The sequence below is a fragment of the Chelatococcus sp. GCM10030263 genome (assembly GCF_042666455.1).
Taxonomy (GTDB): domain Bacteria; phylum Pseudomonadota; class Alphaproteobacteria; order Rhizobiales; family Beijerinckiaceae; genus Chelatococcus.
On record NZ_JBHTDB010000016.1, the window covers coordinates 172,910 to 193,923 of the forward strand.

A 21,014-nucleotide genomic window follows, 5' to 3' on the forward strand; every position below is an offset into this window, starting at 1 on the left:
GCCGAGACCACCAGGCCTATTTCTTCATGGCCTCGATCTGGCGCTTCTCGTCCTCGACCAGGGTCGGCTTCATCTCCGCCTGCACCGAGCGCAGCCAGTCCAGAAAGACCTGCTGGTTCTTGTCGACCGCGAGCCCGACGGGCGCGGCGAGTTCCTGCGAATCCTGGCAGTCGTTTTCCTTCGGCAGCACGGACAAGCCCTTTACCTTGCTCTTCAGGAGCTCCCACTGGATGCGATTGATGGGGGCCGCGTCGGCACGCCGTGCCATCACTTCTTCGATGGGGGCGGGGGCGTTGGAGGAGGTGACGCCGCGCAGATGCGCCTTCGGGAAGCGCTGCTTGACCCAGTTTTCTTCCGAGCCGCCGATGAAATAGGCGATGGTGATCTTAGGATCATTCAGGGCATCAACATTTGCGGCGCTGGCGAATTTTTCGTTCTTCGCCTGCCCGAACATGCAGGAGGCCGTGTTCGAATAAATGACGAAGTCGACGACTTTCTGGCGCTCCGGCGTTTCGGCGAGCGGCGAGATCGTCATGTCGACCTGGTTGGCCCCGAGGACCGGCACTTTCGTCTCATGGCTGACGGGCACGGGCTGGACCTTGACGCCGAGCTTGTCGCCGACCTCCTTGGCAAGAAGCCAAGCCGGCCCGGTCCACTGATCGCCGGAACCGGTGGTGTTTTCGACGAGCCATGGCGGATTGGCGAGGACGCCGACGCGCAACACGCCCGCCTTCTTGATCGCATCGATCCGCGGGCTCGTGCCGGCGGCCGGTACGTCGGCTGCGAAAGCGGCGCTACAGGCGAGCGCTAGCACGCCCGCCAGCGCTGAAATGCCGAAAAGCTTATGCACGATGCTTCCTCCTCCAGATGCGGAGGGCTAAACTGCCCACCGTCGTCGTGACGCGACCGCGCGTGCCGTGCGGAAGCGCGTGGATACTAGTATCCCAGTCGTCTCGGGTCAAGCATGGCAGTCTAGGCCGCCTTGTGTCTGACCCCATTCGTCGGAAGCGTCCCTCTCCAGCGCCGCGTCGCCGCGCGCGCGTTCGACTGTCAAAGGTTTGCCGACGGCCGGACGGAGACGCGTGGGTGAGTGAGCGCGGTGATGATGCCGCGCAGCTCCGCCAGGCCCTTCAAACGGCCGATGGTCGGATAGCCCGGCTGCCCGCCGCGGCCGATGTCGTCGATGATGTCCTGGCCGTGGTCCGGGCGCATCGGAATATTCCAGTCAGCACGGCCAGCCGCCTTGCGGCGGTCTTCCTCCGCGAGCAGTTCCGCCAGGATCTCGACCATGTCGTTGTCGCCGCCCAGATGCTCGACCTCGTTGAAGGAGGTCGGCCAGCCCGGCATTTCGCGGTGGACGTTGCGCAAATGCAGGAAGGCGAATTTGTGGCCGAGGCGTCTGACGATGCCCGGCAGGTCGTTGTCGGGACGCGCACCGAGCGAGCCGGAACAGAAGGTGATGCCGTTCACGGGCGAGTCGACGGCCTTCACGATATGAGTGAGATGCGCTTCGGTCGACATGACGCGCGGCAGGCCGAGCAGCGGAAACGGTGGATCGTCCGGGTGGCAGCCGAGCCGCATATCCAGGCGTTCGGCCACGGGCACGACCTGTTCAAGAAAGTCGATGAAGTTCTGCTGCAGGCGCTCGGGCGTGGTCTTGCCGTATTCGGCGAGATGCTGGCGGACATCGTCGAGGGTCAGTTCTTCGGCGGCGCCGGGCAGGCCCGACATGATGTTATAGGCGACCTCGGCCTTGCGCGCCTCTGTGATCGTCTTCAGCCGTTCCTCGATCGTCGCCTTTGTGGCCTCATCGTAATCCTCGGCCGCTCCTTTGCGCGCGAGAACATAAATGTCGTAGATGGCGAAATCGATCAGGTCGAAGCGCATGCAGGTCCCGCCGTGGTCGACCCGGAAGCGTAGATCGGTGCGCGTCCAGTCGAGCGCCGGCATGAAATTATAACAGACCGTGCGAATGCCGCAGCGGGCGAGATTTTCGAGGCTGCGCTTATAGTTCCCGATATGCTCGCGCCAGGCACCGTGCTGCTTCTTGATGTCTTCCGAGACGAGGAGGCTCTCGACCACTTCCCAGGCGAGGGTAGAGGGGCTGCCATCCGCCATGCGGGCGACATCCGCCTTGCGCTTCTCGATCTCGTCGACGGACCAGATCGCGCCCGTCGGCACATGCCCGAGATCGGTCACCACAGCTTCGACGCCTGCCTGACGCATATCGTCGATAGTGGTCTTGTCTTCCGGCCCAAACCAACGCCACGTCTGTCTCAAGCTCAAATCCCCTGCAGCTCTTTGTGGAGAAGCTCTTTCTATCATCATGGCTACTAGTATGGAAGTACGTGCAGGCTGATTTTGAATTGAGGCGGGTTCTGGTAAGCCAGAAATGCGGGCTAGGACCGGGTGGTGCAGGCGGAACGGGTGGTGCGTTTCCTCTGCCCGCCGGCCGCGGCTCGCGACCGACAGTTGGCGAAGCGGGGAGGGCTGCGTAGCGCATGGACAAGTTGCCTTTCGGAAATGACGAAATCGATCCTGCGCACGCGATCGGGCCACAGATCTACGAAAAGCTGCGGGACAGAATCGTCCGCACGGAGCTCTTGCCGGGTGAAGTCATCTCCGAGACGGAGGTGGCGCGCAGTTACCACGTGTCCCGGCAGCCGGTGCGCGAGGCCTTCATCAAGCTGGTCGAAGCGGGGCTCGTAAACATCCGCCCGCAGCGGGGCACGATGATCTCGCGGATCTCGGCCGCCGCCGTGATGGACGCAAGCTTCGTGCGCGAGGCGATCGAGGCCGAGATCATCAAACTGGTCGCCGAGATCGCCGATGCGGCGGTCGTGCGCGAGCTCTCCGGCCAGGTTGCACGCCAGAAGACGGCGGGTGAGGCAGGCTCGGACGAATTCGTTCGGCTCGACGAGCTCTTCCATCGCACACTCGCCGATATCGCCGGCAAGCATTATGCGTGGCGCGTCATCCAGGACGTGAAGGCGCAGGTGGACCGTGTTCGCTATCTCAGCGTCGAGCCGGTGCATGTGCGGCTGCTGATCCGCGAGCACGAGCGGATCGTCCGGGCCATCGAAAATGCCGATCCGGTCGAGGCGGAAGCGGCGATGCGCACGCATCTGCGCGGCATCGTCAATGTGCTGCCGGCCGTGGCGCGAGCCCGGCCGGAGCTGTTTCTTTAGCCGGCTGGTTTCCAGCGCGCCTTTTTCAACGGTAGGTCGGGCCGACGATGATTTCGTTGACGCAGACATGCGCCGGCAGGGTCGCGACATGCAGCACAAGGCCGGCAATGTCCTCCGGCTGCAGCATCTTGCGCTTTGCCTCGTCGCTCATCTTCATCGGACGCTTGTCCATGAGCGGTGTATGCACGTCGCCCGGTGACAGCACGCAGGAGCGGATGCCGTGCACGCCGTGTTCCAGGTTGATCGTGTGGCTCATGGCGACGACGCCGCTTTTCGCGGCCGTATAGATCGGCCCCGGCCCCGTGCTGATGAAATGCGCCGCCCAGGAACCGATGTGGATGAGCACGCCGCCGCCTCCGGCCTGCATCATCGGCAGCACGAGGCGCGAGACCTGCAGGGTGCCTCGCAGATTAGCATCGAGCAGGAGGTCGATGGTCTCTGGCGTCAGTTCGCCCCAGCTGCGCTCGGGAATGTTGTTGCCGGCATTGTTGACGAGAATGTCGAGCGTGCCGCGCTCAAGCAGCTCGTCGGCGATCGCCTCCATGCGCCCGAGATCGGTGACATCGCCTGCCGCTGCAATCGCTTCACCCCCCGCAGCCCTGATGCGGGCGGCGAGTGCTTCGAGCTTGTCGGCGCGTCGGCTGGTGATGGCGACTGTGGCGCCGGCCGTTGCCAGGGCTAGAGCAGTCGCCTCGCCGATGCCGCTCGCGGCTCCCGTGACCCAGGCCGTCCGGCCGGCAAGAGGGCGCGTGGTGTCGGTCATAGGGGCAGTCCTTCCTCATGGGCGAGAGCCGTCATGACGCCGCGGATTTCGGCGAGGCCGCGCATGCGGCCGATGGCAGGATAACCCGGAAAGGTCGGCTTGCCGACGTCGTCGAGCAACTCGCGGCCGTGGTCCGGCCGGAATGGAATGCGCCAGTCCGGCCGGCCGGCCTCCTTGCGTCGCCTCTGCTCCCGCAGCAGAACGCGGACGACCGCGACCATGTCGGTGTCGCCGCCGAGATGATCCGCCTCCATGAAGGAGCCATCCGGGTCGTTAGCGACATTGCGCAGATGCGCGAAGTGGATGCGGTCGCCGAACCGCGCCGCTATCGCTGGGCAGTCGTTGGCGGGATTGGCGCCGAGCGAGCCGGTGCACATCGTCAGGCCGTTGGCGGGACTGTCGACGGCCTTGAAAATGTAATCGAGATCGTCGGCGGAGCCGACGATGCGTGGCAGACCGAGCAGCGAGCGCGGCGGATCGTCCGGGTGAATCGCCATGCGGATGCCGACCTTCTCGGCCGTTGGGATGATCGCCTTCAGGAACCTGACGAGATTGGCACGCAGTTCCTCGCGCCCCACGCCACGATAGCGCGCAAGCATCCGGCGCAGCCCCTCGATGTCATAGCGGTCGAAGGCACCAGGCAGGCCTGCCATGATGGTGGAGAGCAGGCGGTTCCTGTCTGCCTCGGTCGAGGCGTCGTACCAGGCTTTCGCGCGGGCGAGCACATCCGGGCGCACGTCCGCCTCGGCGCCGTCGCGGCGCAGCATGAAGCAGTCGAAGGCGGCGAACTCATGCGCGTTGAAGCGCAGCGCCGTGCCGCCACCCGGCAGCTCATAGCGCAGCTGCGTGCGCGCCCAGTCGAGCACCGGCATGAAATTGTAGCAGATGGTGTGCACGCCGGCCTCGGCGAGATTGACCATCGACTGGCGGAAGCGCTCGTAGAACGTCTCGACTCCCGGCTCGGCGAGCTTGATGCTTTCGTGAATCCACAGGCTTTCGACGACGCTCCAGCGCAGGCCGAGCGATGGATCGGCACCGATGATGTCGATCCGCGCCTTGATTTGCTCTTTCGTCCAGACCTCGCCGGCAGGCACCTCGTGCAGCGCCGTCACAACACCCGTCGCCCCCACCTGGGTGATATGTCTGAGGGGGATGATGTCGTCCGGTCCCCACCACCGCCACGTCTGTTCCATGCTTCAATCCCTAATCAGAATGGTTTGCCTTGCTCACCGCCTGCGCCCGGCCGGCGGCCTCGGAGCGCGCGGGCGCTGCTCGTCTTCGAAGAAGCGGGCATGTTCTGCGGCGATCCGGTCGATCGCCGCGAAGGTGGTGCGCAAATGCGCCTCCATCACATGGGCCGCACCGTCTGGGTCGCTGGCGATGACCCGGTCGACGATCTCTTCGTGCTGGGCGAACATCATCTCGAGCCAGTCCGGGCTTTCCAGCGAGAGGTAGCGCAGGCGGTCGAGCTGCGCCTTTGCCGAGACGATCAGATCCCAGATATGCGGATGGCCGGCCATCTCCATCAATGTGTGGTGGAGCGCCTCGTCGCAGGCGAAGAAGGCGAGCGAGTCGCGCTTGCCGAGTGTCTGCGCCTGATCCTTGAGGATGTTCTTCAGAATGCGTTTTTTGCCCGCGACATGGGCTTCGGCGGCCTGGCGCACCGTGCGGCATTCGAGGGTCTCTCGCATGAACTGCGCATCGCGGATCGCGGCCATCTGGATCGGCGCGACATAGGTGCCGACCTGCGGCACGACCGATAGGAAGCCGGCGTCGGCGAGACGCTGGAACACCTGGCGGATGGGGGTGCGGCTGAGACTGTAATGGCTCGCGATCTGCATCTCGGACAGGGCCGTCCCCGGGCGCAACTGTCCCGTCAGGATGCGGCGGTGCATATCCACATAGACCTCGGCGACGCTCCAGCGCGCTGTGGCGGAAACAATGGTCATCGCCGGTTCATACCGGTCTGCCGGTGATCGTGCTGAGAAAACGCCGCGCGCGGTCGCTCTTCGGGGCGGCGAGCATCTCGCGGGGATCGCCTTCCTCGACGATCTTGCCGCCGTCCATGAAAATCATGCGCGTCCCGACATCCGCGGCAAAGCGCATCTCGTGGGTGACCACGAGCATCGTGCGGCCTTCCTCGGCGAGATTGCGCATGACGGCGAGCACTTCGCCGACCGTTTCCGGATCGAGCGCCGAGGTCGGCTCGTCGAACAAAAGGATATGCGGGTTGGCCGCCAGCGCGCGGGCGATCGCCACCCGCTGCTGTTCGCCGCCGGAAAGCTGCGACGGATAGGCATTGATCCGGTGCGACAGCCTGACCTTTTCGAAGAGCGCCCGGGCGCGCTCCTCAACCGTCTTGCGGGTCTCGCGATGGACGACGACGGGCGCCAGCATGACATTTTCGAGCGCGGTCAGATGCGGATAGAGATTGAAGTGCTGAAAAATCATGCCGATGCGCCGGCGGACGTCGATGATGTCGCGGTGGCGCGCGCGTACCACCTTGTCTTCGAAGCGGATTTCGCCGCCCTGAATGTCCTCGAGCCCATTCACGCAGCGCAGCAGGGTGGACTTGCCCGTTCCGGACGGACCGATGAAGCAGACGATCTCGCCTGTCGCGACGCGGGTGGAGATGCCATCCAGAATGGTCCGGTCGCCGAAGCGTTTGATGACATTGTCGAACTGCAGCACGGGGGCGCTCATGATCCTGCTCCTGCGGTTCTGGGACGCTGGCCGACATTGAAGCGGTGCTCGAGCGCCGCGCCGACCAGGGAAATCGCGTAGTTGATGATGAAATAGACGGCCGCGAGGATGAGCAGCGGTCCGAAGCCGCCGCCCGTCGTCTCGCGCACGAGGAGGCCGGTTTTCGTCAGTTCGACATAGCCGATGATCGACGCGAGCGAGGATTCCTTCAAAACGGCGATATAGACGCCGACCGAAGGCGGCAGGATCACGCGCAGTGCCTGCGGGCCGACCACGTGACGCATAATCTGGCCATAGGTCATGCCGGAGGACCGCGCGGCTTCCCACTGGCCGCGCCCGACGCTCTCGAGCCCGGCGCGGATCACCTCCGACATTACCGAAGCCGCGTTGAGGGCGAGCGCCAGCGTCGCCGCGGCGAAAGGCGACAGATCGATGCCGAGGATCACCGGCACGCCGAAATAGGCGAAGAACAGCACGATCAGGATGGGGATCGAGCGGAAGAACTCGGTGAAGAGCAGCGCAAGGACCCGCAGCGGCATGAAGGTCGACATGCGCGCCAGTGCGATCACGGCGCCGCCTGCCGCGCCGATGACGAGGGCGAGCCAGGAGAGCCAGATGGTCGTGCCGGCCGCCTTCACGAAAAGCGGCAGATAGGCGACGAGCTGATCGTTCATCGCCGTGCCTCCCCTTGGCCGAACATCCAGCGGCCGATGGCGATGCGGCCGAGATTCACGATCTGGCAGAGCACGAGATAAACCGCGGCTGCGATGACGAAGGTCTCGAAGAAGCGGAACGAGCTCGAGCCGACCGTCTGCATCCAGGCGGTGACATCCTCAACCGCGACCGCTGAGGCGAGGGAGGAGGCAAGGATCACGGCGATGAATTGGTTGCCGAGCGGCGCGTAGATCGTGCGGAATACCTGCGGCATGACGATGTAGCGGTAGGTCTGCACGCGCGTGAAGCCTTGCGTGGATGCGGCCTCGAATTGTCCGTGCGCTACGGCGACCAGACCAGCGCGGATGATCTCCGCCATGTAGCCCGCGCTGTTCAGCGTCAACCCGATGAGAGCCGCATTGAAGGACGACAGGCGGATATTGAGGGCGGGGAGGGCGAAGTAGACGATGTAGAGGATGACGAGCAGCGGCGTGTTGCGCATCACCTCCACATAGAGACCGCCGAGGAAGCGCAGGATGCGCAAACCGCTGCGGCGCAGCAGCGCCACGCCCGCGCCGAGCGCGACGCTGAGCAGGATCGACAGCACCGAGATGAGCAAGGTGGTGCCAGCCGCGGCCCAGAGCTGATCGAGATAGGGATAGATGGTGCGGAGCGTAAAGCTGTATTGCATCGGCCCATGCCGCAGGAAGGAGGCGGAGCGGCGAGGCCACTCCGCGAACCGTTCGATCGGATAATGACGATCGTCTTCAGATCAGTCGTTCAGCTCAGTATTTCACTTGGATCGGCGGCTGTTCGAAGCCGAACCACTGGACGAACAACTTCTTGTTGTCGCCGCTCGCGTTGAACTGATCGACAAAGAGATTGAGGACACGCAACCATTCCGGATCGCCCGCGGGCGCCCCGATGGCGATTTCGGCACGGGCGAGGGTGCCTTCCACCTGACGCAGCTTGCCTTCGTGATCCTTGATGGCGCGCCCGTTGTAGAAATCATCTTCGGCCATGGCGTCGACTTGGCCGGTGAGCAGCGCGCTCAGCTCGTCCGACTGGTTGTTGAAGCGCACGACCTGGGCCTTCGGCATGTTCTTGGGCACCGCCTGCTCGGCGGTGCCGCCGCGCGAAATGGCCACCTTGATGCCGGCTTCATTCGCCTCTGCAATGCTCTTGTAGGGACTGTCGGTGCGCACCATCAGCCGCATATTGGTGACGAGATAGGGGTTGGTGAAGGCCACCGTGGTGGAACGTTCGACATTGCGGGTGAAGTCGGCGATCGTCACGTCCACCTTGCGCGTCTGCAGAGACGTCACACGGCCGGGAATATCGGTGATGACGAATTCCGGCTTGACCTTCAGCGCCTCTGCCAGACGCTTGGCGATCTCGATGTCGTAGCCTTCCGCTTCGCCGGTCGGCAGCACGCGGCTGTAGGGCGGCAGGCTGCCGAGCACCGCCACCCGCAGGGTGCCCCGTTGGAGCACGCCCTGTAGAATGCTGGGGGCTTGCGCGGCCGCCGGTGCCGCCGCGAGACAGCCGAGGCTTGCCGTAACGACCAGTGCGCCGAGCGCCTGCATGATTGAGCGTTTTGAGACCATCGTTCGTTTTCTCCCCGAGTGAAGATGAGCTTGGCGTCTGCGGTCGGCGCAACTCCCGCCGCCGACGCTCAACCGTCGAAAGCCAACCGAGCCGCCAGGGTCTGGCCGGAGCCCCGGCAGCATTCAGCCAAGTCCCACGATCTGCACAGACGCCCCATTTTGCGGTCCCGCCGCGAGATCACGGCCCTGGGCTCCCAGGCATCTGCAGCCAAGTTGCGGCCGATCGCCTGTATTGCCGTGCCGGCAATGCCTCGCCGGTGATTCGGTGTGATCGCCCGCGGATCGGGTGAGGAAGGAATTGGCGTTCCTCGCGAGTCTGCTGGAGTAAGCACTGGCCCTTTCGGCTTGCTCACGCTCACGGCGAGAAGAGGCATTTCCGTCCCACGTCGTATACTTGCATACTACCCTACAAGGCATTAATCAGGTGGCGATTGCAAGCGAAAATGAGGGGGCGATCCTCCACTGTCCCGGCGGCAGTTTGGCCCGCTCGTGAGCAGCGCGATCCCGCGTTTGACTGGCGTTCTGCCCACGGCCGATCGAGACTGGGCGGTTGCCGGGCGACGCGGATATCGCCTGCGACGTCGCATTCAGGAGAGCCTAAGGACCCATGAAAATCACAGATATCACGACCAAGGTCGTCAATGCCCAGATGCGAAACTGGGTCTTCGTGAAGGTCTGGACCGATGAGGGTCTCTACGGCTGGGGGGAGGCGACGCTCGAGTGGAAGACGCGGGCTGTCGTCGGTGCCGTCGAGGATCTGAAGCCGCTGATTCTCGGCAGGGATCCCCGCGACATCGAGCAGATCGTGCGCGTCCTGCAGAAACAGAGCTTTTGGCGGCTCGGCGCCATCGGCATGTCGGCGGTATCGGGCATCGAGCATGCCCTCTGGGACATCTTCGGCAAATCGCAGAATCTGCCGGTCTGGCGCCTGCTCGGCGGCCAAGTGCGGGACCGGCTCGACGTCTATACCCATCTCGGCATGGGCAATATGAAGGCCGTTTACGAGACCTTCGAGCCGCAAGCGCTCGCAGACAACGCGATGCGGCTCTTGGAGGCGGGCTACAAGGCCTTCAAGGTCGTCTTCATTCCTTATACCCACTACACGGCAGCGGCACCCGCACTGCGCAAGGTCGACGAGCTGATGCGCCGCTTGCGCGAGACCGTCGGCGACGACATCGAGCTGATGGTCGATTTTCACGGCCGCTGCGCATCGCCCGCCGCTGCCAGCCGCTTCATCGAAGTGCTCGCACCTTATCGGCTGCTCTTCGTCGAAGAACCCGTTCCGCCCGGCGACATCACCTCGCTTGCGGCAGTCACCGCCGCATCGCCGATCACGATCGCTACGGGCGAGCGGCTCGTGGAGCTCGACGAATTCGATCAGTTGATCGCCCGGCGGGCTGCCCATATCGCGCAGCCGGATCTCTGCCATGTCGGCGGTTTCACTATAGGCCGCAAAATCGCCGGCATGGCGCAGGCGGCCGGAATAGGCCTCGCGCCGCACAACCCGCTCGGGCCGATTGCCGGTACCGTCGCGCTGCATTTCGGCATTGCGACGCCCAATGTCGTCATTCAGGAAGAGATGGTCGGCGCGGTGCCCTGGTATGACGAGGTGGTCTCCACCCCGATCCGCCGGGTCGACGGCGCCTGGCAGATTCCAGAAGCGCCGGGCCTCGGCATCGAGGTCGACGAGGCCGTCGCCGATGCCCATCCCTTCGAGCAGGAAGTTCTCCACACCCAACATGCCGTCCTTGCGGATGGCACGGTCGTCGATTGGTAATCTCTGATGAAAATCACCAAACTCACCGCCGTCCCGACAGTCAGCCCGATTTCGGACTGGGTCTATGTGCGGGTCGATACCGACCAGCCGGGTCTGTTCGGGTGGGGTGAATGTTCGCTGCCGACCAAGCCGAACAGCCTGGTCGGTGCGGTTGCAGATCTCGAAAAGCTGGTCGTCGGCGCCGACCCGCGGGACACCGAATGGTGCTGGCAACGCATGTACCGCCATGCTTTCTGGCGCGGCGGCCCGATCCAGACGGCGGCGCTCTCCGGCGTCGACATCGCGCTCTGGGACATTCGCGGCAAGGTGGCCGGCGAGCCCGTCTACAAGCTCGCCGGCGGGGCCGTCCGGAAGCGGATTCAACTCTACGCCAATATCGGGCTCAGCACCGACCCGGCGGAGTTCCGCCGTCGCGCGCGCCATGCGCTCGACATGGGCTACAAGGTGGTGAAATTTTATCCGTTGCCCGCCGTCGGCGCGGTCGAGGGGCTAGCCACCCTGAGGGGCATTGTCGCCTGCTGTGAAGCGGTTCGCGAGGAATGTGGCGAGACGGCCGACTTCGCACTCGACTTTCACGGCCGGCTGAGCGCCGGGCTCGCGGTGGAAGTCGAGGCGGCGGTGCGTCATACCAAACCGCTATGGATCGAGGAACCGGTACTTCCGGAAACACCGAAGGCCTTGCAGCGCGTTGCGGAAAAATTTGTGATTCCGATCGCCGTGGGCGAGCGCCTGTTCACGCGCTTCGCCTTTCGCGACATTCTCGAGAACGAATGGGCGACGATTATCCAGCCGGACGTCGCGAATGCGGGAGGCATTACCGAGATGCTGAAGATCGCGGCACTGGCCGAGACCTACGGCGTAGCCTTCGCCCCGCATAATCCAAACGGTCCCGTGCAGTCCATCGCCAGCATGCATCTGGCCGCGACGACGCAGCCCTTCGCCATGCTGGAGCATCGCCACGAGCATCACGACTTCATGCGCAAGCTCGCCTCCCATGTTCCGGCGGTCGAGGCCGATGGTGCCGTTGGTCTGCCGCCCGGCCCCGGGCTCGGGCTGACGGTCGACGAGGATTTCGCCCGCGCCAACAATCATGGGACCTGGATCCCGGAATCATTCCGCGCGGACGGCACCATCGCCGACTGGTGATTCGATCGTGAAGCGAACGGGGAAGACATCATGGGCGGAAACCAGAGTGATGCCGGCGCAGTATTGGTCACCGGGGCTGGCCGCGGCATCGGCCGGGCGATCGCCATGGAGGTCGCAGCAGCCGGCTATCCGGTTGTCGTTGCCGATATCGACGGGAGCACGGCGGAGCGAACGGCCGATGAGATCATCGCCGCCGGCAGGAACGCCCTGGCCGTGTCTTGCGACGTCACCGCCAAAGCGAGTTGCGAAGCCGCTGTCGCGGCGGCGGTGGCGCGCTTCGCGAAGCTTTACGGCGCGATCTGCAACGCCGGCGTCATTCAGGTGAAGCACGTCCTCGAGATCGAGGAGAGCGACTGGGACCCGATTTTCGCGGTGAATACAAAGGGGGCCTTCTTCACCGCCCAGGCCGCCGGACGGCAGATGCTGAGCCAGCAAACCGAGGGGCGCGTGATCTTTATCGCCTCCGTTGCCGGGCGCTATGGAGCGGGACCGGTGGCACCGCTCATTCCGCATTACCGCGCGAGCAAGGCGGCGGTCATCAGCCTCGCGCAGACGCTTGCGCAGAGCTTCGCACCGCATGTCCGCGTCAATGCCGTCTGTCCGGGCATGATCGCCACCGACATGTGGCAATACATCGATCAGGTCTGGGGTGAGCGTGAGGGCTGGGCGCCAGGCGAGGCTATGCGCCGCCGCGCCACGGCCAATCTCCTCAATCGCTCCCAATCGGAAGCCGACGTAGCCGGAGTAGTCTCGTTTCTGCTCTCGGACAAGGCCGGATATATCACCGGCCAGACCATCAATGTCGATGCCGGCGTGGCGATGAACTGAGCGTGCTACCGCGTGCAGTTTGCCCGCCAGGGTTGGGCCGAGCTCATTGCTGTCCAGCGCGCGCATGACCTTTCATCGCATTGATCTGGCAATGAGGGCGGATGATCGAAACCCGGAGTTTCGATCATCCGCTTGCCTCGTCCCCGAGCCTTTCCCCCAAAAGGCCGAGGCGAGCTATGGGACGTTCGATATCGCGCGGGCTGGATCGCGCGGTTTGTCGTCCGTAGATCTCGCCCAAGAAGCTCTATTCGCAGCGGAAGATTATCGTCAGGGCTCAGGCACGCGCCGGCTTCGAGAGCTCGATCTCGAGTTGAGACGAGCCATCGATCATGCTGGACAGCCACATCTGAGCCCTTTGCCGAAAGGGACGGGCGGAACTGGCGTCCTCCGGAAGTGTCATTCCCCTCAGGAGAAACTCACGGCGAAGTTCGCCGCGGATATTTTCAGCCGACTCGAATGTTCGTGTCGTGTAAAGCCCCTTCAGGATAACTGTCCAACAGGTATCCGTCTCGTAACGTAAAATCCTACAGATGCAATCGATCGCGTCATTGACGTTGCAAATCCTGACCGTGCGATCTTCTGGCGGCAGATAGACTTCCAACGCCGGTCTGATAGGAATTCTTGATTTTTCGAGAACATCATACATGAGATTCCCCCGATCTCATACTACACGCGAGTCCCGGCATCCCCCGAGACCGACAATTTGGCAAGAACTGCAACCTGCAGTCTACTGCACTAAAGTATGATACCACTTCCGAGACATGTGACATGTCCGGAACCGCTCCTTCGGCCGCGTGCTGCCGGCTCAAGAGTGGGGCAGCAGCGGTCTGAACCCACCGCTGCTGATGATACCTATCTCACATAAGGGCCATTTGTTACCTGGACGCACGACAAGCAGAAGAGAAGCGAATGCAGCGATGCGACGGTCCGCTGTTTGGTCGTTACAAGCCGGCGGATAAACTCCGCCGGCTTCGTTAGGGCGTCCGGCCGATCAGAATCCGGAGAATTTATAGTTGATTCCGGCGCGGACGACGGCGAACTCGTTGTCCTTCCGCTTTTCGTAGGGATAGAAGCCGGCGCCCAGTTCCTTGTCGTCACCGCCGAGGTTGACGTAGAGACCTTCGATCTTGGCGCTCAAGCTGTCGGTGAACGCATATTCGAGGCCGCCGCCGACCGTCCAGCCGGTCGCAGTATCCTGGCCGTCGTCATAGTAGTAGCCGCCGTAATAATTGTCGTCCTCACCTCCGCCGCCGAAAGCGAAGCCGCCCGTTGCGTAGATCAAGGCGCGATCGAAGGCGAAGCCGAGGCGGGCACGCAGGGTTCCGAACCACTCCACGCCATTCTGTTGACGAGCGTAATCGGGGGGGAGGCCGTATTCGTCTCGGTCGGAGGAACTCAGATCGGCATATTGGAGATCGACCTCGACGCCTCCGACAAACTGCCCGAATTCGTAATTGTAACCGAGCTGGCCACCGCCGACGAAGCCCCCGTCCGAGTCCTCCTTGTACAGCACGCCCGTCTGAGGATCGTAATAGTCGCTGTCAGTGGTGTTCCAGCCATAGCCGGCATTCAAGCCCGCATAGAAACCGGTCCACGTGAAGATCGGCACGATGACCGGCGCCACGGGAACCACGGTGCGGCTCGGCAGATCTGCCGCGAAAGCCGCCCCGCTGCCCGCGATAAGAGCGGCAATCGCGACGCAGGATGACAAGTACCTATTCATGTGGACTTCCTCCAATGGCCAAAAGGTTGATGAGAAGTTAACAGCGAATCGCAGCGTTTGGGAGGGGGTGCAAGCCGATTACTCAGCTTTCACACACAATGTGTCTTTTGTGCTTGTTCAGAATAGCTATTCGCACGTCGCATCAACTTAAGTTTTATTGGAGGAGGTCCACAAGTTAAGCTTATCGTGACTTCTTCTTTTTTCATAAAGCTTGTTGGTATCAGCGCGAGGAGTGCTCCCGCTACGGCTCGATTGCTTCCGCTTCTGAATTCAGCGCCGCGCGTCGCCTGATCGGCTGGGCTGAGCCGGAGCTTGCTGGAGCGAGGGGGGAGGGGGTACCGCCACGGTGTCCTCCAGGACGCCGCGGGGCCGCTTCTGGTTGCAGCCGCCGAGTGCCGCGATCGCCAGGGCGAGAGACACGAGAACTAGAGGTTTCATCGCAGTTTTCCTTTCCGAGAAGATCGAGACGGTTCGACCGTAAGGATCTGTGTAGACCGGGGCGAGATGTCGGCCAAGGTCGTGCCCCCGGCAAGGCCTACCGATGGCAACGGCCAGGCATGCGCTTGTGCACCAACTTCCGTGGCTAAGGCGCGCACCGCATCGCCCTGTCATTGCGCCCGCCGTCTGCCATGGATAAGACACGCCCTTGCGCGATGGCCTCGTCTCGCAGTTCGGCGGCTCGAGCAGAGCCGGCCGAGGCGGCGATCTGGCTGATCTGAGTGCAGGGAATCGCATGGCCGTCATTGGAACCGCATCCGCACCCGCCAGGGAGACGGGATGGAGCGAGCGCCTCGTGGCTTTCGCGACGGCGCGCCATGCGGCCGCCGTCGCCGTGCTGCTGCTCCTCTCCATCGCGGCCTTTTTGCCCGGTTTCGTCTCCCTGCAGCCTATCGATCGCGATGAGCCACGCTTCGCGCAGGCCACGAAGCAGATGCTCGAAAGCGGTGACTTCATCGACATCCGGTTCCAGGACGAGGGACGGCACAAGAAGCCGGTCGGCATCTACTGGATGCAGGCGGCGGTTGTCTCGGCTGCCGAGGCGCTCGGCGTGCCCGAGGCGCGCACCACCGTCGCGCTCTACAGGATCCCCTCGCTCGTCGGAGCGCTCGCAACCGTCCTCCTGACCTATTGGGCGGGGCTTTGCCTCGGCCTTGCGCGACGGGAAGCGTTCCTTGCCGGCGCCTTCATGGCGACCTCGATTCTGTTGGGTGTGGAAGCGCGCTTCGCCAAGACCGATGCCGTGCTCACGGCTTGTTCGGTCGCCGTGATGGCCGGCCTGGCGCTGGCCTATCTACGCCGCGACCAAAAACTGTCGCCGGGTACCGCCCTGGTGTTCTGGCTGGCTATGGCGGTTGCCATCCTCGTCAAAGGCCCCATAGCGCCAATGATCGCCGGCCTCGCCGCGCTGGTCTTGTCGGTACGCGAGCGCTCGGGTCGGTGGCTCGCCGCGCTGCGGCCCGGCTGGGGGCTCGCTCTCGTCCTTCTTCTCGTCGCGCCCTGGTTCATCGCCATCTGGATCAAGACGGGCGGGACCTTCTTCTCCGAGGCTGTCGGCCAGGACATGCTCGGCAAGGTGACGAGCGGCCAGGAGAAGCATGGCGCGCCACCGGGCTTCTACCTGATCGCCTTCTTCGGCACCTTCTGGCCGGCCGCCATTCTCACGGCTATCGCAGTGCCCTTCGTCTGGAAGTTCCGGCGAGAGCCTTGGGTGGCCTTCTGCCTCGCCTGGATTATCCCGTCCTGGCTCATCTTCGAGGCAGTGCCGACCAAGCTGCCGCACTACGTGCTGCCGCTTTATCCGGCGATCGCGCTGCTCACGGCGCGTGCCCTCTTTGCAGGAGCCGTGGGGCCACATCGCCCGGCTGCCAAGCCCGCCACAGTGCTCATACCCTTCATCCCGCTTGCGCTGGCGGTCGGGCTTTCGGCCTTCGGTCTAATCTACGACGGCGCGCTACCCTATGCGGCGCTGCCCGCCTTCGCGATTGCCGTCGCCGTGGCCGGTCTGGCTTGGTACCTGTTCCTTCGCGGGCAGGTTCTGTCCAGCGCGGTGGTGGTGCTCGGCGCTTCGCTGGTGCTGTCGTTCGGCGTCTTCGGTTTGGCTCAACCGCTCCTGCGGTCGCTGAAGCTATCGCCGCGGCTCGCCGAGGCGGTCAAATCGGTCGGCTGCTCCGATCCGGCGGTGGTCACTGCCGGATATCGCGAGCCTAGCCTCGTCTTTCTCGTGGGCACCGATCTGTTCATGACGGACGGAAAAAATGCCGCAGACTTCCTGAGCCAAGGGGGCTGTCGCGTGGCGCTCATCGAGGCGCAGGAGGCTCCCGCCTTCCAGGCCGAGGTCGCTGCCCGCGGGCTCGCACCCTCCCTCATCACGCGGGTGCCAGGATTCAACATCAACGGGGGCCACCGCCTTGACGTCGACGTCTATGCTCTGCGCCAGCCCTGAGCGGTCCTTTGATTCGTCGATGCGTTCTTCGTCGGCGAGCAGCTGGGCGCGCAACAAGGACTTTGAATGCCCGACCCCATGAGCGATGCTTCCTTTCCCGCCGATCCTGCAGGACTGCGGCTCAGCGTGGTCGTGCCGGTCCGCAACGAAGCCGGTAACATTGCCCCGCTCGTTACCGAGATCGAGGCGGCCTGCGCGTTGCTCGGGCCGTTCGAAATCATCTATGTCGACGATGGTTCGACCGACGGGACTGCTCAGGAGCTGGCGCGGCTGGCTGAGGCGCGGGCGCATCTGCGGCGGCTGCGCCACGCTGCGAGCTGTGGCCAGAGCGCGGCCGTGCGTACGGGCGTAGCGGCGGCGCGTGCGGCCATCGTCGTGACGCTCGACGGTGACGGGCAGAACGATCCCGGCTTTATCCCCGCCATGCTTGCCGCCTTCGAGCAGGCGGGCGGGCGTGCCGGGATGGTGCAGGGCCAGCGGGTGGGGCGCAAGGCGAGCGGCTTCAAGAAGCTTCAGTCGCGCATCGCCAATGCGGTGCGCAGGCGTGTGCTGCGCGACGGCACGCGCGATACCGGCTGCGGGCTCAAGCTCTTCCGCCGTGACGTCTATCTCGCCTTGCCCTATTTCGATGCGCTGCATCGCTTCATGCCGGCGCTCGTGAGGCGTGACGGCTATGAGGTGCTTCTGGTGGACGTGATCGACCGGCCGCGCAGGGCGGGCGTGTCCAACTACGGCTTCTTCGACCGGCTCTGGGTCGGGATCGTCGATCTGATAGGAGTGCGCTGGCTCATTGTGCGGCGCAAGCGCGTGCCGACGGTCGAGGAGGCCGTGTAATGCTGATCGCCTTGTCGCAGAATGTTGGCGGATATCTCTACGAGGTCTTCATCGAGAAGTTCGACCTCTGGCTGCTGCTCGGCCTTTTCGGCCAGACGCTTTTCGGGGCGCGTTTCCTCGTGCAGTGGCTGGTCAGCGAGCGCCAGGGGCGCAGCGTCATTCCGCTCGCCTTCTGGTTTTTCTCGATCGGCGGCGGGCTCATCACGCTCGCCTATGGACTGCATCGGCGCGAGCCGGTCATCATTTTCGGCCAGGCGCTCAGCATCTTCATCTATGTACGAAATCTGATGCTGATCGCCCGCGACAGGCGGCAGGCGCAAACGGCCAAGCTCTCCTCGTGACGATCAAGCCGCGCCGGCGCGCGCGGCACTGAAGCGCGCGAGTCCGGCGGCGAGATCCGCCTTGAGATCTTCAACATCTTCGAGCCCGATGTGCAGGCGGATCGCCGGACCGCCGGGGTTCCAGCGCGTGGCCGTGCGATAGGACGCGCAGTCGAAGGGGATGGCGAGGCTCTCGAAGCCACCCCAGGAATAGCCCATTCCGAAAAGCGCCAGGCCATCGAGGAGCGCGGCGACCGCCTCTTCCGGCGCCGGTTGCAGGATGATCGAGAACAGGCCCGTGGAGCCGCGGTAGTCGCGACGAAAGATATCGTGGCCGGGGTGGCTCTCGAGAGCGGGATGAAGCACCCGCTGCACCTGCGGCTGCTCCGCGAGCCAGCGGGCGAGGGCGAGCGCCGACTGCTGATGCGCCTCCAACCGGACGCGCATGGTCCGCAGTCCCCGCAGCACCAGGAACACGTCGTCCGGCGCCACCCCCGTGCCGAGATCGCCCCAAGTGGCCTTCAGCGCCGGCAGGGTCCGCGTATTCGCCGAGACGGTGCCGAACATGACGTCCGAATGGCCGCCGAGATATTTCGTCGCAGCCTGGATGGAAAGATCCGCGCCGCGCTCGTGCGCCGGATAAAAAAGCGGCGTCGCCCAGGTGTTATCGGTGAGGACGACTGCGTCGCGGGCATGAGCCACGGCGGCGATGGCCGGGATGTCCTGAATCTCGAAGCTCTGCGAGCCCGGTGATTCGGTATAGACCGCCCGCGTGTTCGGCTTGAGCAAGGCCTCGATACCGGCACCGATGGTCGGGTCGTAATAGGTCGTCTCAACACCGAAGCGCTTAAGGAATCCGTCGCAGAAATGGCGCGTCGGACCATAGGTGCTGTCGGTCATGAGCAGGTGGTCGCCGGCCTTGAGGCAGGAGAGGAGTGCCGTGGCGACCGCGGAGAGCCCGGACGGACAGAGCACGACCCCGGCGCCCCCCTCGATCGCGGCAACGGCTTCTTCCAAGGCGCTCATCGTCGGGGAGCCACGGCGGCCATAGGTGTAGCGCCCAGTCCGGCCCTTGAGGTCGGCGTAGGTCGGACTGAGTACGGTCGATCCGTGATACACTGGCGTGTTCACAAAGCCGTAGGCTTCATCCGGATGGCGCCCGGCGACGACGAGGCGTGTACCCTCGCGGAGCCCCTCAATGTCGTCGGTCGTAAGCTTGCGCATGGGAATTTCCGTCAATCGCCCGCTAAGTTGTCGGCGTGTGGGAATAGAAAGCGAGCTTTCCAGTGGACCCTTCGCATTCCCTCCGTCAAGCCGGGCCCAGAGCACGGGACGCAACTCGTGGGTGGCATCAGCCCCTTGACCGTCATCTCATTCTCGAATGTGATGCGGTCATTATGGTTTCGGTATCGAGCGGAATGCATAGGGCAAAGGCGCGGGGGCTGAGACGAACGGCACCGGCCCGGGTGCCTCCGGACCGACGAAACCAGAGTGGGAGAATACTGATGAAACGATATTTGACGTCGCTGGCCCTGGGGCTTGGCATGACGGCGTTCGGCTTCGCCATGGCGGCACCGGCGTCTGCGGCGACTCTCGACCAAGTCAAGCAGAGGGGCGCGTTGCAATGCGGTTCCAACCCGGGCCTTGCCGGATTCGGTGTGCCGAACGAAAGAGGGGAATGGACGGGCTTCGACATCGACATGTGCCGCGCCATCGCCGCGGCCATCTTCGATGACCCGACCAAGATCAAGTTCGTGCCGCTGACGGCGAAAGACCGCTTCACTGCCCTGCAGTCGGGCGAGATCGACGTGCTCATGCGCAATACGACCTGGACGATGTCGCGCGACACGTCGCTCGGCCTGAGCTTCACCGGGGTCAACTATTACGACGGCCAGGGCTTTCTGGTGCGCAAGTCGCTCGGCGTGAATTCCGCCCTCGAGCTCAACGGTGCTTCGGTCTGCGTGCAGCAGGGCACGACGACGGAACTCAACCTCGCCGACTTCTTCCGGTCTCATAACATCAAATACGAGGTCGTGGCCTTCGGGTCGGCGGCCGAGACGGTCAAGGCCTATGACTCCGGTCGCTGCGACGCCTTCACGACGGACGCTTCGGCGCTCTATGCGGAGCGTCTGCGGCTCGTCAATCCGGATGATCACATCGTGCTGCCTGAGATCATCTCCAAGGAGCCTTTCGCCGGCAGTGTCCGCCACGGTGACGACCAATGGTTCGATCTCGTCCAGTGGACGCTCTTTGCCATGATCAATGCCGAAGACCTCGGCGTCTCCCAGGCGAATGTCGATGAGCAGATGACCTCGACCAATCCGGAGATCAAGCGTCTCCTCGGCACCGAGGGCAATTTCGGCGAGAGCATCGGCCTGACCAAGGATTGGGCCTACCGCATCATCAAGAAGGTCGGCAATTATGGTGATGTGTTCGAGCGTAACCTTGGTGAGAAGACCCCGCTGAAGATCAAGCGGGGCTTGAATGCCCTTTGGACGAAGGGCGGCATCATGTATGCGCCGCCGATCCGCTGAACTTCGGCGGAGGCGAAACGATCGTGCCCTAGCGGCACCCGGCGGGCGCCTAGGCGTCCGCCGGTTCGATCCGGTTCTAAGCGGCGAATTGGCGGCTGCAGCGCCGCCCCCTCGCGCCGACGTTGAACAAACTCGTGTGGTTCGTGCGAATTGCCTGCGAACCGGCGTGCAATGCCTCGCCGGATTGCCGTCTTTTTGCTGATAGTCACGTCGAGTGGCGTAAATTGCGGACGCAACTCAGTATGTTATGATCCGGTTCTTCGGTCTGGCGAGTGCTGCGGGGCCAATTTCCCCGCAGGCAGGGTTCTGAAACAGCCTGCGGCAATTGGCCGGCTTCTTGCTTAGTCCGCCATCGAGTCGGGCTGGTACAGTGGCAAGGGACATCGTGGTGAGGGTCTTGCGATCGATGTCAGATCATCCTGACCGAAACATGCGTCCACTATTCTTAGCTTTCATTTCAGCTTGGTTTTTGACGGGTTTTGCGACCGCGTCGG

At 63.8% G+C, this 21,014-nt stretch carries 21 protein-coding genes; 8 read left to right on the top strand and 13 right to left on the bottom strand.

Features of this window, described 5'->3' with window-relative positions; all coding sequences use genetic code 11:
* Window positions 1–16: 16 nt before the first annotated feature.
* Together ACFQU1_RS23190 and uxuA (ACFQU1_RS23195) are read right to left on the bottom strand one after the other, a co-directional pair.
* Complete coding sequence (locus ACFQU1_RS23190) at window positions 17–850, bottom strand: substrate-binding periplasmic protein (protein WP_378137222.1); 834 nt, start codon at window positions 848–850, stop codon at window positions 17–19.
* A gap of 200 nt (window positions 851–1,050) precedes the next feature.
* Complete coding sequence (gene uxuA, locus ACFQU1_RS23195; RefSeq protein ID WP_378137224.1) at window positions 1,051–2,280, bottom strand: mannonate dehydratase; 1,230 nt, start codon at window positions 2,278–2,280, stop codon at window positions 1,051–1,053.
* A 221-nt stretch (window positions 2,281–2,501) separates the two neighbouring features.
* On the opposite strand from uxuA (ACFQU1_RS23195), the gene ACFQU1_RS23200 reads away from it, so the two are divergent.
* A complete protein-coding gene (locus ACFQU1_RS23200; protein ID WP_378137226.1) occupies window positions 2,502–3,188 on the top strand; it encodes a GntR family transcriptional regulator in 687 nt (228 codons plus the stop codon).
* A 25-nt stretch (window positions 3,189–3,213) separates the two neighbouring features.
* On the opposite strand, the gene ACFQU1_RS23205 is transcribed toward ACFQU1_RS23200, so the two are convergent.
* From ACFQU1_RS23205 to ACFQU1_RS23235, 7 genes are all read right to left on the bottom strand, one after another.
* Entirely contained in the window at window positions 3,214–3,951 is a 738-nt protein-coding gene (locus ACFQU1_RS23205; RefSeq protein ID WP_378137228.1) for an SDR family oxidoreductase, read from the bottom strand.
* A complete protein-coding gene (gene uxuA / locus ACFQU1_RS23210; RefSeq protein WP_378137230.1) occupies window positions 3,948–5,144 on the bottom strand; it encodes a mannonate dehydratase in 1,197 nt (398 codons plus the stop codon). The genes ACFQU1_RS23205 and uxuA (ACFQU1_RS23210) overlap by 4 nt, the downstream gene beginning before the upstream one ends.
* A 33-nt stretch (window positions 5,145–5,177) precedes the next feature.
* Window positions 5,178–5,900 carry a GntR family transcriptional regulator gene (locus tag ACFQU1_RS23215; protein WP_378137232.1) on the bottom strand — a complete coding sequence of 241 codons (723 nt, stop codon included), beginning with the start codon at window positions 5,898–5,900 and terminating at the stop codon, window positions 5,178–5,180.
* Window positions 5,901–5,907: 7 nt separating this feature from the next.
* Window positions 5,908–6,654, bottom strand: coding sequence for an amino acid ABC transporter ATP-binding protein (locus ACFQU1_RS23220; RefSeq protein WP_378137234.1), 747 nt, complete (start codon window positions 6,652–6,654; stop codon window positions 5,908–5,910).
* Complete coding sequence (locus ACFQU1_RS23225; RefSeq protein WP_378137236.1) at window positions 6,651–7,328, bottom strand: amino acid ABC transporter permease; 678 nt, start codon at window positions 7,326–7,328, stop codon at window positions 6,651–6,653. The genes ACFQU1_RS23220 and ACFQU1_RS23225 overlap by 4 nt, the downstream gene beginning before the upstream one ends.
* On the bottom strand, window positions 7,325–7,999 hold the full coding sequence (locus ACFQU1_RS23230; RefSeq protein WP_378137238.1) for an amino acid ABC transporter permease: 675 nt from the start codon (window positions 7,997–7,999) through the stop codon (window positions 7,325–7,327). The genes ACFQU1_RS23225 and ACFQU1_RS23230 overlap by 4 nt, the downstream gene beginning before the upstream one ends.
* A gap of 94 nt (window positions 8,000–8,093) precedes the next feature.
* Window positions 8,094–8,915 (bottom strand): transporter substrate-binding domain-containing protein, encoded by an 822-nt coding sequence (locus ACFQU1_RS23235; protein ID WP_378137240.1) that lies wholly within the window; start codon window positions 8,913–8,915, stop codon window positions 8,094–8,096.
* Between the two features lie 607 nt (window positions 8,916–9,522).
* On the opposite strand from ACFQU1_RS23235, the gene dgoD (ACFQU1_RS23240) reads away from it, so the two are divergent.
* The 3 genes from dgoD (ACFQU1_RS23240) to ACFQU1_RS23250 are packed head-to-tail and all read left to right on the top strand — an operon-like array spanning window position 9,523 to window position 12,666.
* Window positions 9,523–10,692, top strand: coding sequence for a galactonate dehydratase (gene dgoD, locus ACFQU1_RS23240; protein WP_378137242.1), 1,170 nt, complete (start codon window positions 9,523–9,525; stop codon window positions 10,690–10,692).
* Window positions 10,693–10,698: 6 nt separating this feature from the next.
* Window positions 10,699–11,838 (top strand): galactonate dehydratase, encoded by a 1,140-nt coding sequence (gene dgoD, locus ACFQU1_RS23245; protein ID WP_378137244.1) that lies wholly within the window; start codon window positions 10,699–10,701, stop codon window positions 11,836–11,838.
* Window positions 11,839–11,868: 30 nt separating this feature from the next.
* On the top strand, window positions 11,869–12,666 hold the full coding sequence (locus tag ACFQU1_RS23250; protein WP_378137246.1) for an SDR family NAD(P)-dependent oxidoreductase: 798 nt from the start codon (window positions 11,869–11,871) through the stop codon (window positions 12,664–12,666).
* A gap of 274 nt (window positions 12,667–12,940) precedes the next feature.
* Here ACFQU1_RS23250 and ACFQU1_RS23255 read toward each other — a convergent pair whose 3' ends face one another.
* The 3 genes from ACFQU1_RS23255 to ACFQU1_RS23265 form a co-directional block, all read right to left on the bottom strand.
* Window positions 12,941–13,312 carry a hypothetical protein gene (locus ACFQU1_RS23255; RefSeq protein ID WP_378137248.1) on the bottom strand — a complete coding sequence of 124 codons (372 nt, stop codon included), beginning with the start codon at window positions 13,310–13,312 and terminating at the stop codon, window positions 12,941–12,943.
* A gap of 345 nt (window positions 13,313–13,657) precedes the next feature.
* On the bottom strand, window positions 13,658–14,389 hold the full coding sequence (locus ACFQU1_RS23260; protein WP_378137250.1) for an outer membrane protein: 732 nt from the start codon (window positions 14,387–14,389) through the stop codon (window positions 13,658–13,660).
* A gap of 270 nt (window positions 14,390–14,659) precedes the next feature.
* Window positions 14,660–14,827: a hypothetical protein gene (locus ACFQU1_RS23265; RefSeq protein WP_378137252.1), complete on the bottom strand. Its 168-nt coding sequence runs from the start codon at window positions 14,825–14,827 to the stop codon at window positions 14,660–14,662.
* A 295-nt stretch (window positions 14,828–15,122) separates the two neighbouring features.
* Between ACFQU1_RS23265 and ACFQU1_RS23270 the strand changes: the two genes are divergently transcribed.
* The 3 genes from ACFQU1_RS23270 (at window position 15,123) to ACFQU1_RS23280 (ending at window position 18,007) form a co-directional block, all read left to right on the top strand.
* Window positions 15,123–16,832: an ArnT family glycosyltransferase gene (locus ACFQU1_RS23270; protein WP_378137254.1), complete on the top strand. Its 1,710-nt coding sequence runs from the start codon at window positions 15,123–15,125 to the stop codon at window positions 16,830–16,832.
* A 66-nt stretch (window positions 16,833–16,898) separates the two neighbouring features.
* Entirely contained in the window at window positions 16,899–17,666 is a 768-nt protein-coding gene (locus tag ACFQU1_RS23275; RefSeq protein WP_378137256.1) for a glycosyltransferase family 2 protein, read from the top strand.
* Window positions 17,666–18,007, top strand: coding sequence for a lipid-A-disaccharide synthase N-terminal domain-containing protein (locus ACFQU1_RS23280; protein ID WP_378137258.1), 342 nt, complete (start codon window positions 17,666–17,668; stop codon window positions 18,005–18,007). Before ACFQU1_RS23275 ends, ACFQU1_RS23280 begins: the two co-directional genes overlap by 1 nt.
* Before the next feature lie 3 nt (window positions 18,008–18,010).
* On the opposite strand, the gene metC is transcribed toward ACFQU1_RS23280, so the two are convergent.
* The gene (gene metC / locus ACFQU1_RS23285) at window positions 18,011–19,210 is read right to left on the bottom strand and encodes a cystathionine beta-lyase (protein WP_378137261.1); all 1,200 of its coding nucleotides are present in this window, start codon (window positions 19,208–19,210) and stop codon (window positions 18,011–18,013) included.
* 281 nt (window positions 19,211–19,491) lie between these two features.
* On the opposite strand from metC, the gene ACFQU1_RS23290 reads away from it, so the two are divergent.
* Complete coding sequence (locus tag ACFQU1_RS23290; RefSeq protein WP_378137263.1) at window positions 19,492–20,520, top strand: amino acid ABC transporter substrate-binding protein; 1,029 nt, start codon at window positions 19,492–19,494, stop codon at window positions 20,518–20,520.
* Window positions 20,521–21,014: the final 494 nt, after the last annotated feature.